The 16,050-nt window shown below is 68.0% G+C and carries 13 protein-coding genes; 10 read left to right on the top strand and 3 right to left on the bottom strand.

The features are described 5' to 3' along the window. Positions 1-48: 48 nt before the first annotated feature. Positions 49-645, bottom strand: coding sequence for a TetR/AcrR family transcriptional regulator (locus tag AC1RRR_RS15835; protein ID WP_492814528.1), 597 nt, complete (start codon positions 643-645; stop codon positions 49-51). A gap of 186 nt (positions 646-831) precedes the next feature. Here AC1RRR_RS15835 and AC1RRR_RS15830 point away from each other — a divergent pair, with 186 nt between their 5' ends. The 5 genes from AC1RRR_RS15830 (at position 832) to AC1RRR_RS15810 (ending at position 8,640) form a co-directional block, all read left to right on the top strand. Beyond that, positions 832-1,989 (top strand): efflux RND transporter periplasmic adaptor subunit, encoded by a 1,158-nt coding sequence (locus AC1RRR_RS15830; protein WP_492814526.1) that lies wholly within the window; start codon positions 832-834, stop codon positions 1,987-1,989. A gap of 12 nt (positions 1,990-2,001) precedes the next feature. Next, positions 2,002-5,160 (top strand): efflux RND transporter permease subunit, encoded by a 3,159-nt coding sequence (locus tag AC1RRR_RS15825; protein ID WP_492814524.1) that lies wholly within the window; start codon positions 2,002-2,004, stop codon positions 5,158-5,160. Between the two features lie 2 nt (positions 5,161-5,162). Beyond that, a complete protein-coding gene (locus AC1RRR_RS15820) occupies positions 5,163-6,569 on the top strand; it encodes an efflux transporter outer membrane subunit (protein ID WP_492814522.1) in 1,407 nt (468 codons plus the stop codon). Between the two features lie 199 nt (positions 6,570-6,768). Then, complete coding sequence (locus tag AC1RRR_RS15815) at positions 6,769-7,578, top strand: hypothetical protein (protein ID WP_492814520.1); 810 nt, start codon at positions 6,769-6,771, stop codon at positions 7,576-7,578. 99 nt (positions 7,579-7,677) lie between these two features. After that, positions 7,678-8,640: a hypothetical protein gene (locus AC1RRR_RS15810; protein ID WP_492814518.1), complete on the top strand. Its 963-nt coding sequence runs from the start codon at positions 7,678-7,680 to the stop codon at positions 8,638-8,640. Between the two features lie 112 nt (positions 8,641-8,752). Here AC1RRR_RS15810 and AC1RRR_RS15805 read toward each other — a convergent pair whose 3' ends face one another. After that, a complete protein-coding gene (locus AC1RRR_RS15805; protein WP_492814516.1) occupies positions 8,753-9,211 on the bottom strand; it encodes a lipocalin-like domain-containing protein in 459 nt (152 codons plus the stop codon). A 91-nt stretch (positions 9,212-9,302) separates the two neighbouring features. On the opposite strand from AC1RRR_RS15805, the gene AC1RRR_RS15800 reads away from it, so the two are divergent. Next, entirely contained in the window at positions 9,303-9,875 is a 573-nt protein-coding gene (locus AC1RRR_RS15800; RefSeq protein WP_492814514.1) for a CGNR zinc finger domain-containing protein, read from the top strand. Between the two features lie 187 nt (positions 9,876-10,062). Here AC1RRR_RS15800 and AC1RRR_RS15795 read toward each other — a convergent pair whose 3' ends face one another. Continuing rightward, positions 10,063-10,530, bottom strand: coding sequence for an Lrp/AsnC ligand binding domain-containing protein (locus AC1RRR_RS15795; protein ID WP_492814512.1), 468 nt, complete (start codon positions 10,528-10,530; stop codon positions 10,063-10,065). Between the two features lie 424 nt (positions 10,531-10,954). Between AC1RRR_RS15795 and putA the strand changes: the two genes are divergently transcribed. Genes putA through AC1RRR_RS15775 form a run of 4 tightly spaced genes read left to right on the top strand, consistent with a single transcriptional unit; the run spans position 10,955 to position 16,043 of the window. Continuing rightward, positions 10,955-14,044: a bifunctional proline dehydrogenase/L-glutamate gamma-semialdehyde dehydrogenase PutA gene (gene putA, locus AC1RRR_RS15790; RefSeq protein ID WP_492814511.1), complete on the top strand. Its 3,090-nt coding sequence runs from the start codon at positions 10,955-10,957 to the stop codon at positions 14,042-14,044. A gap of 37 nt (positions 14,045-14,081) precedes the next feature. After that, positions 14,082-14,342 carry an antitoxin gene (locus tag AC1RRR_RS15785; protein ID WP_492814509.1) on the top strand — a complete coding sequence of 87 codons (261 nt, stop codon included), beginning with the start codon at positions 14,082-14,084 and terminating at the stop codon, positions 14,340-14,342. Then, positions 14,339-14,620 (top strand): type II toxin-antitoxin system RelE/ParE family toxin, encoded by a 282-nt coding sequence (locus AC1RRR_RS15780; RefSeq protein ID WP_492814507.1) that lies wholly within the window; start codon positions 14,339-14,341, stop codon positions 14,618-14,620. Before AC1RRR_RS15785 ends, AC1RRR_RS15780 begins: the two co-directional genes overlap by 4 nt. 58 nt (positions 14,621-14,678) lie before the next feature. Further along, positions 14,679-16,043: an alpha/beta hydrolase family protein gene (locus AC1RRR_RS15775; RefSeq protein WP_492814505.1), complete on the top strand. Its 1,365-nt coding sequence runs from the start codon at positions 14,679-14,681 to the stop codon at positions 16,041-16,043. The last annotated feature ends 7 nt before the right edge of the window (positions 16,044-16,050 follow it).

The raw sequence follows: 16,050 nt of genomic DNA, 5'->3' as shown, positions 1-16,050 counted from the left end.
AAGCTATGAATTCATTGGCGAATTTTTGACACAATCCTCGGATCGGCGCTAGGTCAGCAACCCACGAATGGTCGCGCGCAGCACCGTCGTCAGGGCCCCGCGGTTCAGGTCCGGGTGGTTCACGCCGCGCATCAGCAGGCCGTCGAAGATCAGGCCCACGACCTCGCAGCGAGCCTGGAACTCTTCCTCGGTCCATTCGGGCTTGCGGTCGCGCTCCATCATGGTCTTGGCGAGGGCGCGTTCCTGGTGGTCGGCCTCGCGGACGATGGCGGCGACCTTGGGATTGCGGGCGGCCTCGGCCACGACCTCGAGGGCCAGGGCGGCGCGGCGCGGGTCGAAGCACTTGTCGATGCCTTCCGGCAGATGGTCCTCGATCGCGTCCAGCAGGGTGCCCGGCTGGCTTTCCATCTCGGCGAACTTGTCGCGCATCTCGGCCAGGTCCTGGGCGACGATGGCGGCGATGATCGCTTCCTTGTTCTCGAAGTAGCGGTAGATCTGCCCGACGCTGAGGCCCGCGGCCTTGGCGATGTCGGCCATGCTGGCGCCGTGGAAGCCCGACTGCCTCACACGTTCGCACGCCGCGTCCAGAATCTGCTGGCGGCGCGATTCCGGCGACGGGCGATTGGAATGTGTCTCGTCAGGCATTGAAAATCCTGGTGGGCATTACATTTCCGTTAGGTCAGCCGAGCCGTGGGGTGCAGAGGTTGACTTGCGCCAGTACCGCACCTATGTCCAGCCCGCTTGAGAATGAACGTTCATTCTCAGATTGTTCATCATGCTGGTTTCGTCAAGAGCAATAGCTCACGCAGCCATCGCATCCGGGGTCAGATAATGCACTTCCAACGCTCCGCCACGGTCACCGCCGTGGGGCTCGCCGCCATCGCCCTCACCCTCGCGGCCTGCGGCCAGAAAGGCGGCGCCGGCGGCGGCATGGGCGCGGGCGGTCCCGCCGAGGTCGGCGTCGTCGTCGCCCAGACCCAGCCCGTGGCTCTGACCACCGAGCTGTCGGGCCGCACCTCGGCCTATCTGGTCTCGGAAGTGCGCCCGCAGGTGGGCGGCGTGATCAAGTCGCGCCTGTTCCAGGAAGGCTCGTACGTGCGCGCCGGCCAGTCGCTGTACCAGATCGATCCGGCGATCTTCCAAGCCAACGTCAACAGCGCCGCCGCCGCCCTGGCCCAGGCGCAAGCCACCGCCACCGCCGCCAAGCTGAAGGCCGACCGCTACAAGGGTCTGGTCGAGACCGGCGCGGTGTCCAAGCAGGACAATGACGACGCCCAGGCCGCCGCCGCCCAGACCGCCGCCGCCGTGTCGGTCCAGCGCGCCAACCTGGACAACGCCCGCATCAACCTGAACTACACCAAGGTCGCCGCCCCGATCTCGGGCAAGATCGGCAAGAGCTCGGTCACGCCGGGCGCGCTGGTCACCGCCAGCCAGGCCCAGGCCCTGGCCACCGTGCAGGACCTGTCCAGCATCTATGTCGACCTGACCCAGTCGTCGGCCGAGATGCTGAAGCTGCAGCAGCAGTTCGCCAGCGGCAAGCTGGGCCGCTCGGCCTCGGCCCAGGTCAGCCTGAAGCTGGAAGACGGCTCGACCTATCCGGTCCCGGGCCGCCTGGAGTTCTCGGACGTCACCGTCGACCCGACCACCGGTTCGGTGGTGCTGCGCGCCATCTTCCCGAACCCGAACGGCGTGCTGCTGCCGGGCATGTATGTCCGCGCTCAGCTGAGCAAGGGCACGGCCAATGACGGCATGCTGATCCCGCAGGCCGCGGTCAGCCGCGATCCCAAGGGCAACGCCACCGTGATGGTGGTCGACGCCAAGGGCGGCGTCGCGCCGCGTACTGTCGTCGCCGCCCAGACCGTGGGTGACAAGTGGCTGGTGACCTCGGGCCTGCAGCCCGGCGAGAAGGTCATTGTCGAGGGCCTGCAGAAGGTGCGCCCCGGCGCGCCCGTGAAGCCCGTCGTCCTCACCGCGCAAGCGCAACGCTAAGGGCGGCCCGTCATGCTTTCCCGCTTCTTCATCGACAGACCCATCTTCGCGTGGGTCGTCGCCATCGTCATCATGCTGGCCGGCGCCCTGGCCATCCGTGGCCTGCCGATCGCCCAGTATCCCGACATCGCCCTGCCCCAGGTCTCGATCAGCGCCGTCTATCCCGGCGCCTCGGCCAAGACCGTCGAGGACAGCGTCACCCAGGTCATCGAACAGAAGATGAAGGGCCTGGACGGCCTGGACTACATGTCGTCGACCAGCGACAGCTCGGGCGCGGCCACCACCACGCTGAGCTTCAAGGCCGGCACCAACATCGACATCGCCCAGGTGCAGGTCCAGAACAAGCTGCAGACGGCCACCGCGCTGCTGCCGCAAGAGGTCCAGCAGCAGGGCCTGACCGTCGCCAAGTCGGCGCGGAACTTCCTGCTGATCGTCGGCATGTACTCGGAAGATCCGAAGACCACCAACACCGACCTGGCCGACTACATCGCCAGCAACCTGCAGGACCCCCTGAGCCGCGTCGACGGCGTGGGTGAAGTGCAGCTGTTCGGCGCCCAGTACGCCATGCGCATCTGGCTGAACCCCAACCAGCTGGCCAGCTACAACCTGACCCCCGCCGACGTCATCGCCGCCATCCGGGCCCAGAACGCCCAGGTCTCGGCCGGTCAGCTGGGCGGCGTGCCCAACCTGCCGGGCATCGGCCTGAACGCCACGATCACGGCGCAGTCGCGCCTGACCACCCCGGCTCAGTTCCAAGAGATCATCGTCAAGAACAGCCCCGGCGGTGCCATCGTCCACCTGCGTGACGTGGCCCGCGTGGAGCTGGGCGCGGAAAGCTACGGCTTCGGCGCCAAGTACAACGGCAAGCCGGCCGCGGGTCTCGCCATCCGCCTGGCCCCCGGCGCGAACGCGCTGAACACCGCCGACGCCATCAAGTCGCGGATGACCCAGCTGGAGAAGAACTTCCCGGCCAGCTTCCGCTACGTGATCCCCTACGACTCGACGCCGTTCGTGAAGCTGTCGATCGAGGAAGTGGTCAAGACGCTGATCGAAGCCATCGTGCTGGTCTTCATCGTCATGTTCCTGTTCCTGCAGAACTGGCGCGCGACCCTGATCCCGACCATCGCCGTGCCGGTCGTCCTCTTGGGCACCTTCGGGGTGCTGGCGGTCTTCGGCTACTCGATCAACACGCTGACCATGTTCGGCCTGGTGCTGGCCATCGGCCTGCTGGTCGACGACGCCATCGTCGTGGTCGAGAACGTCGAGCGCGTGATGGAGGAAGAAGGGCTCAGCCCCGTCGAAGCCACCCGCAAGTCGATGAACGAGATCACGGGCGCCCTGATCGGCATCGCCCTGGTGCTGGCCGCGGTGTTCGTGCCCATGGCCTTCTTCGGCGGCTCGCAAGGCGTGATCTACCGTCAGTTCTCGATCACCATCGTCTCGGCCATGGCCCTGTCGGTGCTGGTCGCCCTGGTCCTGACCCCGGCCCTGTGCGCCACCCTGCTCAAGCCCGTCGAGAAGGGCCACAAGGAGCACAAGACCGGCTTCTTCGGCTGGTTCAACCGCAGCTTCGACGACGTCAGCGGCCGTTATCAAGGCGTCGTCCGCGGCCTGCTCGGCAAGAGCGGTCGCTGGATGGTCGCCTATGGCGTGATCATCCTGGTCATGGGCCTGCTGTTCGTCCGCCTGCCCAGCGCCTTCCTGCCGGAAGAAGACCAGGGGACGATGTTCACCATCGTCCAGCTGCCGCCCGGCGCCCCGGAAGAGCGTACGCAAGCCGTGCTGACCGAGGTGCGCAACCACTTCCTGAACGACGAGAAGGACGCCGTGCAGGCCGTCTTCACCGTCGCCGGCTTCAGCTTCGCCGGCGCCGGCCAGAACGCCGGCCTGGCCTTCATCCGCCTGAAGGACTTCGAGCACCGCAAGGCCGCCAACCTCAAGGCGCCGGCCGTCGCCGGTCGCGCCATGGGCAAGTTCATGCAGATCCGGGACGCCATGGTCTTCGCGATCGTGCCGCCGGCCGTGCCGGAACTGGGCACCTCGTCGGGCTTCGACTTCCAGCTGCAGGACATCGGCGGCGTCGGCCACGAGGCCCTGGTCGCCGCGCGCAACCAGGTGCTGGGCATGGCCGCCAAGGATCCGACCCTGGTCGGCGTCCGCCCCAACGGCCAGGACGACACCCCGCAGCTGAAGATCGAGATCGACCAGGCCAAGGCCGGAGCGATGGGCCTGACCACCGCCGACATCAACGCCGCGCTCAGCGCCGCGTGGGGCGGCGCCTATGTCAACGACTTCATCGACCGTGGCCGTGTGAAGAAGGTCTATGTCCAGGCCGACGCGCCCTACCGCATGCGTCCGGAAGACCTGAACAACTGGTACGTCCGCACCAGCAGCGGCACGATGGCCCCGTTCTCGTCGTTCGCGACGACGCACTGGATCTACGGCTCGCCGCGTCTGGAGCGCTATAACGGCCTGTCGTCGCTGAACATCCAGGGCTCGCCGGCCCCGGGCAAGAGCTCGGGCGACGCGATCAAGGCCATGGAGAAGATCGCCGCCCAGCTGCCTCCGGGCATCGGTTACGAGTGGACCGGCCTGTCGGCCCAGGAGCTGGAGTCGGGCAACCAGGCCCCCGCCCTGTACGGCATCTCGATCCTGGTCGTATTCCTGCTGCTGGCGGCCCTGTACGAGAGCTGGTCGATCCCGCTGTCGGTGATCATGGTCATCCCGCTGGGCATCGTCGGCGCCCTGCTGGCCACCACCCTGCGCGGCCTGTCCAACGACATCTACTTCCAGGTCGGCCTGCTGACGACCATGGGCCTGGCGTCCAAGAACGCTATCCTGATCGTCGAGTTCGCCAAGGACCTGTACGAGAAGGGCATGGGCCTGGTCGAGGCGACGGTGGAAGCGGTCCGCATCCGTCTGCGCCCGATCATCATGACCTCGCTGGCCTTCGTGTTCGGCGTGCTGCCCCTGGCCATCTCCAACGGCGCGGGCTCGGGCAGCCAGCACGCCATCGGCACCGGCGTGATCGGCGGCATGCTGTCGGCCACCATCCTGGCGATCTTCTTCGTCCCGCTGTTCTTCGTGATCGTCGAACGGGTCTTCAAACCCAAGCACAAAGGCCACGACGAGGCCGTCGCGCATAGCGACCCGGCTCCGGAGGCGCACTGATCATGTTCCGTAATCTCACCCTGATCCTGCTGGCCTCCACGGCGGTCAGCGCCTGCACCATGGCTCCGGACTACAAGCGTCCGACCCTGCCGGTGGCCCAGACCTGGTCTACGCCCGCCGCCGAGCCCGCGAGCTCGGTGTCGGCCGCCGACCTCGACTGGCGCCAGGTTCTGGTCGATCCGCGCCTGCAAGGCGTGGTCGACCTGGCCCTCAAGCAGAACCGCGACCTGCGCGTGGCGGTGCTGAACATCGAGAAGGCCCGCGGCCAGTACGGCATCCAGCGCGCCAACCTGTTCCCGGCCATCAACGGCACGCTCAGCGAGCAACGCAGCCACACCCCGGCCGCCACCTCGCAGATCGGCACGGCGATGGAGATCGAGGCCTACACCGCCACGATCGGCTTCACGGCCTATGAGCTGGACCTGTTCGGCCGCGTCCGCAGCCTGAACGCCCAGGCGCTGCAAGCCTATCTGGCCCAGCAGGACACCGCCCGCTCGGTGCGTGTCAGCCTGATCGCCGAGACGGCCAACGCCTGGCTGACCTTGGCCGCCGACCAGGAGCGCCTGGCGCTGGCCAAGAGCACGCTGGGCACGCGGGAAGACACGCTGCGCCTGACCCAGCAGCAGGTCGACGGCGGCGTCGGCTCGCTGGCGACCCTGCGCAACGCCCAGGTCCAGGCCGAGACGGCCCGCAGCGACGTGGCGGTCTATACCGCCCAGGTCGCCCAGGACCTGAACGCCCTGACCCTGCTGACCGGCGGCAATGTGCCCGACAGCATGCTGCCCTCGGCGGACCTGGCCAAGGCGCAGATCCTGGCCGACCTGCCGGCCGGCGTGCCGTCGGACGTGCTGACGCGTCGCCCCGACGTGCTGGCCGCCGAGCACACGCTGCAAGGCGCCAACGCCAATATCGGCGCGGCCCGCGCGGCCTTCTTCCCGCGCATCGCCCTGACCGGCTCGTACGGCTCGGCCAGCGGCGACCTGGACGGCCTGTTCAAGGGCGGCACCAAGGCCTGGAGCTTCACGCCCTCGATCACCCTGCCGATCTTCGCCGGCGGCGCGAACGTGGCCAATCTGAACGTCTCCAAGGCCAACCGCGACATCGCCGTGGCGACCTACGAGAAGACGGTGCAGACCGCGTTCCGCGAGGTCTCCGACGCCCTGTCGGTGCGCCAGACGGTCGTCGACCGCCTGACCTCGCAGGAGCGCCTGGTCACGGCGGCCACGGACAGCCAGCGCCTGTCGCAGCAACGCGCCGACGCGGGCCTCGACAGCGCCCTGACCCTGCTGGACAGCCAGCGCACGCTGTACTCGGCCCAGCAGGGCCTGATCACCGCGCGCCTGGCCCGGGCGACCAACCTGGTGACCCTCTACAAGACCCTCGGCGGCGGCGCTCCGGCCGCCTCGTAAGTCTCAATGCCTTCCCCGGAGGCCCATCCGGGGAAGTTCGCTGGCCATCATCCCCCACCCCCGATGGTCTCGCGAACGGAACGGGCGTGCTCCTCCCCCCATCCCTGGAGCCGCCCGTTCCACCCTGTTTCAAAGCTTTGTAACTTTACAGCGCCCCTGCCGTGCGCGACCGAAGGTTGATCGTGTCGCTGAGGGGCCCATGCGTTTTCTGTCTTCGCTTATCGCTACCGCCTTGCTGGCCGCCACGCCCGCCGCCGCGCAGGTGACCATCCCGCTCGAGCCCTATCTGGGCGTGCTGTGGTCGTTCCAGGCCAAGGACGGCGGTCGCTACCTGCTCGACACCGCCGGCGGCATCACCGCCATCACCCCGGCCACCGCCAAGAAGATCGGCTGCGAGCCCTGGGGCCGCATCACCGGCCACCGCATGCGCGGCGACCGCGTCGACCTGACCCGCTGCGACAAGGTCGTGATCGAGGCCGCCGGCGCCAAGCTGGCCGTGCCGACCGCCGGCGTCTTCGACTTCTCCAAGCTCCTGCCGCCCGACGCCCCGACGCTGGAGGGCTCGGTCGCGCTGGACGCCTTCGCCGGCCAGGTCGTCACGCTCGACCTCGGCGGCCAGAAGCTGGTCGTCGAGACCCCCGCCAGCTTCAAGGCCCGCATCAAGGGCGCCCAGGAGGTCCCCGTCCGCTTCGCCCGCGACGCCGGCGGCCTGGCCCTGACCCCGTTCGTACCGGTCGAGACCCCCAAGGGCGCGGTCTGGATGGAGCTCGACAGCGGCAGCAACGGCGCCGTCGTCGTCGCCCAACACAACGCCGCCCTGCTGGGCCTGAACCCGGAGAGCAAGGACCGCCAGCCGGTGGCCCTGTCGATCCCGGGCGGGCCGAAGGTCGCGACCCAGGGGCTGGTCATGGACCTGGTCATCGACGGCAATATCGGCGTGCCGCTGCTCAAGGACTGGGTAGTGACGTTGGACTTGGCGAACACGCGGGCGTGGATCAAGGGGCACTAAGCGTGACGGCGGTCACGGCCTGGACAGCGATGGCTGCTAGAGCTTTGCGCTTGAACCCTCGCTGTGCAAACGTCGCCGACCCCCGTTCGGAGAGGCAATATGATGGGCGATGGCGGCGCTAGCCGCTCCAGTCAGTATAGCGCCGCTATGGGCGGTCTGGTTGCTGGCATAGCACTGATGGGGGTTGTGTGGCTCCTGCTTACGACTGCGGCCGACATGGGGCATATTTCAGCGCGCGAGGAAATGGCGCGCCAAGCCTCTGCACAATGCCTCGGCCAGTCCGCCCCAAAGAACTGCGAAAGCGCTGCTGCCGATACTCGATCTGCCGTAGCTGCCGAGAATGCGGTCCATGTGGCGATTTGGCAGACAGCCTTCAGTTTCGTTGGGCTCGTTGGTCTCGCCATGACTGTCCTCTACGCCCGCAATGCCTGGATGGCAGCGCGCGACAGCGCAAGGGCCGATAACGACAATCTTGAACTGACCAAAGAGGCCTTAAAAGAACAACGGGCCGACTCTGCCGAACAGGAGCGGAGATTTGCCGCTCAGCTTGACGCTAGCAGGCAACTTGCCTACGCCGCCGATCGCCAAGCCGAGATCATGCGCACGCAGTCCGAAACTCAACTTCGAGCCTACCTGTCGGTATCTCTTGCCGAGATTAGGGGATTGGAAATCGGCGGCCAGCCACAGGCTCACGTTGCAATAAAGAACTGTGGCAACACTCCAGCTAGCGAGATGCGATCTTGGGTAGGAGTTGGCCTTGGACCACATAACCCGGCCGAGAAGTACCCTGCTAGACCGGATAAATTTCCTGACAGTGGTGGCAGCATTGGACCCGGGCAAGAAAAACACCTCACGGTGAGACTCCCTTCCCCGATCACTAAGGAGATCGCTTCTCAGCTTGAGAATGGTACCGTCTGTATTCGCGTCATTGGCGGAGCGGAATACGTGGATGTCTTTGGAAAGAAGCGCGAAACGCTTTTCAATCTTACATACGGCGGCCCTTATGAGCTGAATGAGAACTGCGTTCTTATCGCCGAGCCTACAGGCAACATTGCCACTTAGCGCCACCGCAGAGCTACATCGCTCTGGCGTCCCTTTAGACTCGGAATCGGCAGTCGTTACGCAGTCAGCGCGTTTGGCCGCACCCAGGTTGTATAGTGGATCGAAACCAGCCCTACCGCTCGCGCTTCCATTCCGAGATCGGCACGTTGCCGTCCGGGGCCTTGGGCACGCGCCAGCTCAGGGCGTCGCCTTTCAGGTCGTAGGCCCGTCGCTGGGTGGTCCCCTCCCAGTTCTTGAACGACGCGCGTTCGATCTTGAACACCAGTTGGTGGGCGGCTTCGTCGATCGCGATCGTCCCGTAGTGGGTCGAGGAGCCCAGGGCGGCGTCCGCATACTCCTCCGCCGTCCCGCGCTTCTTGTCGCCCGAGGCGAAGCCCGTGCGTTCGGACTTGAAGATCTGCAGGCTGTAGCGGCCCGCCTGGTCGACGATCAGCCGGCCCTTGGGCGCCGCGCCATAGTCGTGCTCGCGCACGCCCGCCGGGGTGAGGCGGTCGGCGGCCGTCAGGGTCCAGGTCCCGGCCAGGGGGAAGTCGGCGGCCAGCAGGGCCAGCACCGTCATGGTCGTCAGCATCTTCGCACCCCATGTAACTTGTTAAATAGGTTACTGGCGCAAACTCGGCGAACGCCGCTAACCTGTCAATCCGGTTTCCATAGAGATGTTCGTGACACCCAAACTTGAAGAGACCCGCGACGGCTTCCGCTTCCGGGGCGGCCGCCTGCCCCTGGATCTGCCGGCCACCCTGGCGGGGCGGGTGAGCGGGAACCACCGCGACGCCCTGGCCGCGCCGGGCGACCTCGACCGCTGGCTGGTGGCGGCGGGATTGACTGACGGCTTGAGCAGCGCTTCGACCGAAGATCTTTCGGCCGCGCGGGAGCTTCGCGAGACGCTCTACGCCTTGGCCCTGGCCCGCGCCGAAGACCGCCCCCTGCCCGAGACACCGCGCGAAGCACTCAATGCCTTCGCCGCCAAGCCCGCCGCCGCGCCGTGGCTGGACGCCTCGGGCGCCCCGCGCCTGAAGGGCTCGGCGCGCGACCTCCTGACCAGCGTGGCCCGCGAGGCCATCGACCTGTTGGGCGGCCCCGACGGGTCGCGCATCCGCCAATGCCAGGGGCCGGTGTGCGCGATCCTGTTCCTGGACACGTCGCGGAAGGGCGACCGCCGCTGGTGCTCGATGAGCGCGTGCGGCAATCGCGCCAAGGTGGCCGCCTTCCGCGATCGCGAGCGGGCCGGGTAACCCGAAGCGGGGTCGTTGACGCCTGAGGTTGCGTGACTGCGCAAACGATTGCGATAAAGCTGAGCTGTCGTCGGCGGGATGGCGTCCCCCAAGTCTCCGCCCGCGATGACCGTCAGTTTCGACGCACCAGCCGCGTCGTCTCGGCGAAGACCGCGCCACTGCCCCACCGGTTGGCGCGGTCTCCAGCCTAGAGTGGCAGCTGCACCGTGCTCTTCACTTCCTCGAGCACCGCATAGGTCCGCGTCTCGCGCACGCCCGGCATCTTCACCAGGATGTCGCCCAGGAAGTTGCGGTAGGCCTCCATGTCGCGCACGCGGGCCTTGATCAGATAGTCGAAGCCGCCGGCCACCATGTGGCACTCCAGGATCTCGGGCGCGCGGCGGACGGCGGCGGCGAAGTCCTCGAACACCTCGCCCGTGGTGCGCTCCAGCACGACTTCCACGAAGATCAGCAGCGCCCGGTCGACCTTGGCCGGATCCAGCAAGGCCGCATAGCCGGTGATGTAGCCGCGCTCGCGCAGGCGGCGCACGCGGTCGAAGGTGGCGGCCGGCGAGAGGTTGCAGCGCTTGGCCAGCTCGGCGTTGGTGATGCGGCCGTCGACCTGCAGAACCTTCAACAGCCGGCGATCGGTGTCATCTAGAGCAGAAATGGACATGGGGCGATTTCACCGAAGAAGCTTCGAAAAGTAGCGCTCACAAACGTAGCACCTTCGGCAAGCTTAGCGTTACACCTCCGATCGTTCCAGCGCCGCTTGCGCTCCCCTCCTCCTGAAGGCGCGAGCGGACCGGTCAGCCACCGGCAGTCTGGAACCTACGCGACGCTCGCTCCCCCCAATAGGGCGTCGCGCAAGAGAGGAAGGGGCGTGTGCGCTCCCCCCAATAGCCGCGCCCCTTCCTCCCTCCCCACTTCCAGAGCATTGTCCCCCACGTGCGCTCATCACGTCGCGCCCTGACGCGCGCTGGAGCGGACGAACGTTTTTCGCGCTTTGACCGAAGAACATACGGACCCGCCACTCAACAAACGAAGCACCTTCTGTCGAAGCCAAGTTAGACCGATGATATTCTAACGAAGGACCGACCATGACCGACTGGGACAGCCTCGACGCCGGCAAGTATCGCGACGAAGCCGCCGTGATCGCCGACCTGCTGGCCGCCAAGCCCCTGTCCGCCGAGGACCGCGCCGCCGTCCGCGCCGAGGCCGAGGCCCTGGTCCGCGGGGCCCGCCGCAGTGTCCGCAAGCAAGGCGTGGTCGAGAGCTTCCTGCAGGAGTTCAGCCTGGGCACCCGCGAGGGCCTGGCGCTGATGTGCCTGGCCGAGGCCCTGCTGCGCACCCCCGACGACGACACCCGCGACAAGCTGATCGCCGAGAAGATCGGCTCGGCCGACTGGGCCAGCCACCTGGGCGGCAGCGACAGCCTGTTCGTCAACGCCTCGACCTGGGGCCTAATGCTGACCGGCAAGATCGTCGAGCCCGACACCGAGGCCCAGAAGGACCTGCCCGGCTTCATCAAGAAGCTGGCCGGCCGCATCGGCGAACCGGTGATCCGCGCCGCCGTCGGCCAGGCGATCCGCATCATGGGCGAGCAGTTCGTCCTAGGGCGGACGATCGAGGCCGCCATCAAGCGCGCCGCCAACGAAGGCGACATGTGCAGCTTCGACATGCTGGGCGAAGGCGCCCGCACCGCCGCCGACGCCGAGCGCTACGAAAAGTCCTACGCCGACGCCATCGAGACGGTCGGCAAGCTGTCCAAGGCCGCCGCTCCGGAGGCCGGCCACGGCGTGTCGGTCAAGCTGTCGGCCCTGTGCCCGCGCTATGAGGCCACCCACGAGGACCGCGTGTGGGAGGAGCTCTATCCCCGCACCCTGCGCCTAGCCCTGATCGCCGCCCGCCACAACATCAACTTCACCATCGACGCCGAAGAGGCCGACCGCCTGGCCCTGTCGCTGAAGCTGCTGGACCGCCTGTGCCGAGAGCCAGAGCTGGGTGAGTGGACAGGCCTCGGCCTAGCCGTCCAGGCCTACCAGAAGCGCTGCGGCGAGGTCATCGCTCGCCTGAAGGCCCTTAGCCAAGAGACCGGCCGCCGCCTGATGGTGCGCCTGGTCAAGGGCGCCTATTGGGACAGCGAGATCAAGCGCGCCCAGGTCGCCGGCCGTCCGGACTATCCGGTCTACACGACCAAGCCGGCCACCGACCTGTCGTACCTGGTCAACGCCAAGGCCCTGATCGAGGCCGCCCCGCACCTCTACGCCCAGTTCGCCACCCACAACGCCCACACCCTGGCGGCCGTGGTCCGCATGGCCAAGAACGCCGGCGTCAAGATCGAGCACCAGCGCCTGCACGGCATGGGTGAGGCTCTCTACAAGGCCGCCGACGACCTCTATGACGGCATCACCCTGCGGGCCTACGCCCCGGTCGGCGGCCACGAGGACCTGCTGCCCTATCTGGTGCGTCGCCTGCTGGAGAACGGCGCCAACACGTCGTTCGTGCACGCCCTGCTGGACGAGCGCGTGCCGGTCGAGAAGGTCGTCACCGACCCGATCGACACCGTCGAAGCCCACCCCGAGCGCCACGCCAAGATCCCGACGCCGATCGACGTCTACGGCCCGCGTCGCCAGAACTCCGCCGGTCTCGACCTCTCCGTGAAAGCTGACCGCACGCGCCTGGAAGCCGCCGTCGCCGCGCTGGACGGCGTCACCCTGTCGGCCGGCCCGCTGATCGGCGGCAAGCTCACCGCCGGCGGCCCGCCGCTGGCCGTGGTCGCCCCCACCGACGAGCACAAGACGGTCGGCGCGGTCTCCGAAGCCCAGATCCCACAGATCGACGAAGCCTTCCGCCTGGCCCGCGCGGCCCAGCCCGCCTGGGACCAGGCCGGCGGCCCGGCTCGCGCCAAGACCCTGCGCGCCATGGCCGACGCGCTGGAAAACAACATCGACCGCCTGATCGCCATCCTGGCCCGCGAAGCCGGCAAGACCCTGAGCGACGGCATCGCCGAGGTCCGCGAGGCCGTCGACTTCTGCCGCTACTACGCGGTGCTGGCCGAGGATCAGTTCGGCGCGGGTGAAGTCCTGAAGGGCCCGGTCGGCGAGACCAACACCCTGCATCTGGCCGGTCGCGGCGTCTTCGTCTGCATCAGCCCGTGGAACTTCCCGCTGGCCATCTTCACCGGCCAGATCGCCGCCGCCCTGGCCGCCGGCAACGCCGTGCTGGCCAAACCCGCCGAGCAGACCCCGCTGATCGCCTTCGAGGCCGTGAAGCTCTACCACGCCGCCGGCCTGGACAGCCGCCTGCTGGCCCTGCTGCCGGGTCGCGGCGAGACCGTCGGCGCGGCCCTGACCAGCCACGAAGGCCTGGACGGCGTCGCCTTCACCGGCGGCACCGACACCGCCTGGCGGATCAACCAGACCCTGGCCCAGCGCCAAGGCCCGATCGTGCCGTTCATCGCCGAGACCGGCGGCCTCAACGGCATGTTCGTCGACACCACCGCCCAGCGTGAACAGGTCATCGACGACGTGATCCTGTCGGCCTTCGGCTCGGCCGGCCAGCGCTGCTCGGCCCTGCGCCTGCTGTTCCTGCCGGAAGACACCGCCGAGCACATCATCGACGGCCTGAAGGGCGCCATGGACGCCCTCGTGGTCGGCGACCCGGCCCTGGCCATCACCGACGTCGGCCCGGTCATCGACGCCGAGGCCAAGGACGCGCTGGACAAGCACCACGTGCGCCTGAAGAAGGAAGCCAAGGTGCTGCACGCCCTGGCCGCCCCGGCCGGCGGGACCTTCTTCGCCCCGGTCCTGGCCGAGATCCCGGCCGCCGACTTCCTGGAGCGCGAGGTGTTCGGCCCGATCCTGCACGTGGTCCGCTACAAGCCCGAGCACCTGGACGCGGTCGCCGGCGCCCTGGCGGCCCGCCGCTACGGCCTGACCCTGGGCATCCACTCGCGGATCGAAAGCTTCGCGGCCGACGTCCAGCGCCTGGTCCCGGCCGGCAACGCCTATGTCAACCGCTCGATGACCGGCGCCGTCGTCGGCGTCCAGCCGTTCGGCGGCGAAGGCCTGTCGGGCACCGGCCCCAAGGCCGGCGGGCCGCATGCCCTGCTGCGGTTCGCGGTGGAACGCGCGGTCAGCGTCAACATCACGGCCCAGGGCGGCGACCCAGCGCTGCTGAATCTCTGATCTTGACCTCGAAGGCCATGGGCGAGACCCTTCGCCCATGGCCGATGGTTTCGACATCCACATCAGCGCTGAGCAGGCCGAAAAGCTGAAGGCTTTGGCGGAACGGCTGGACATGTCTCCGGAAGACTACGCCACGCTCCTGATCAATCGCGAGATCGAGCTGGCCGCCAGTCCTGCAATCGATCTGGACTCGACCATCGACGAGGCCATTGCCGACGCCGTCGAACGCGGCGAAATGGCGTCGATCCCTCTGTCCGAGTTCCGCGAACGCTTGCGCCGCTTCGGCGGTCGCGATTGAGCTTCACCGTCTCCGTTTCGGAGAACGCTCAGAGAGACGTCGACCGTCTCGAGGCCTGGCTTTGCGCACATGATCTCAACGCGGCCGCGCGCGTGGGCCCTCTGTTGCTGGAGGCGTTCGACAGCTTGGCCGAGACGCCGCTACGCGGTCGCGCCACCGGCCCGACCACCCGCGAAATCAATGTTCCTTTCGGCCGCCACGCCTACATTATCCGCTACAGGGTTCGCGGCTCACACGTGATCGTCACCCGAATCCGCCACAGCCTGGAGCGACGGTAGACGCCGCGCTCTACCCATGATCATCCTCCCCGGCAAAGTTCGGGGAGTTCACAGCCACATGCGTTTCCTGCCTCGCGCGGCGTTCGTCGCCGCCTTGCTCGCGCCGGTCGTCGCGGTCGCCCAGATCGCGCCGATCGCTGGCGACTGGTACGGGACGCTGGATGTCGGGGTGAAGCTGCCGCTGGTGTTCCACCTGCAGGCCGACGGGACCGCCAGCGTCGACAGCCCGGCCCAGAAGACGACCGGCCTGAAGGCGACCGCGACCCTGGCCGGCGACCAGCTGACCGTCACCCTGACCACGCCGGCCGCGACCTACGAAGGCAAGGTCGCCGCCGACCGCAAGTCGATCGTGGGCGAGTGGGCGCAGAACGGCGCACGCCTGCCGCTGCGGCTGGAGCGCACGCCGCAGGCCATCGTCGCGCCCAAGCGGCCACAGACCCCCAAGCCGCCGTTCCCCTATCGCGCCGAGGACGTCGCCTACGCCAATCCCGCCTCGGGCCTGACCCTGGCCGGTACGCTGACCCTGCCGCCGGGCGAGGGGCCATTCCCAGTGGCCCTGCTGATCACCGGCTCGGGCCCGCAGGACCGCGATGAGACGATCTTCGACCACAAGCCCTTCCTGGTGCTGGCCGACGCCCTGACCCGGCGCGGCGTGGCCGTGCTGCGCGTCGACGACCGCGGCGTCGGCGGCTCGCAGCCCGGCGACTTCGCCAAGGCCACAACGCTGGACTTCGCCACCGACGTCGCCGCCGGGGTCGCCTATCTGCGCGGTCGCAAGGACATCGACCCGGCGCGCGTCGGCTTGATCGGTCACAGCGAAGGCGGGGTCATCGCGCCGCTGGTCGCCGCCAAGGACCCGCGCATCGCCTTCATCGTGCTGATGGCCGGCACGGGCGTGCCCGGCGACCAGGTCCTGCCCCGGCAGTATCACGACATCTACGTCTCCTCCGGCGCCGGCGAGAAGGCCGCCACCCAGCAGGCCAAGCTGGTCGAGGCCGCCAACGCCCTCGTCCGGGCCGAGCCCGACGAGGCCAAGGCCAAGCCGCAGCTGCTCAAGCTGTTCGCGGGCGGCGGCAATCCGCAGGCCGCCGAGGGCAATTCCGCCCTGATCAACTCGGCCTGGTACCGCACCTTCCTGACGGTGGATCCCGCCCAGGCCCTGGCCCAAGTCCGCGCGCCGGTGCTGGCGATCAACGGCGCCAAGGACATGCAGGTCTCGGCGGCGGTGAACATCCCGGCGATCAAGGCGGCCCTGGCCGGCAACGCCGACGCCACGACCCTGGTGTTGCCGGACCTGAACCACCTGTTCCAGACCGCCCGCACCGGCGCGCCGGGCGAGTACGCCAATATCGAAGAGACCATCGCCCCGAGCGCGCTGGCCACGATCGTCGACTGGACCGTCGCCCACACCCACTCTCGCTGAGATCGGC

This window comes from Caulobacter sp. GW821-FHT12D05 (genome assembly GCF_058807295.1).
Note: the sequence above shows the minus strand (reverse complement) of the source record. Positions and strands in the feature narration are given on the sequence as shown.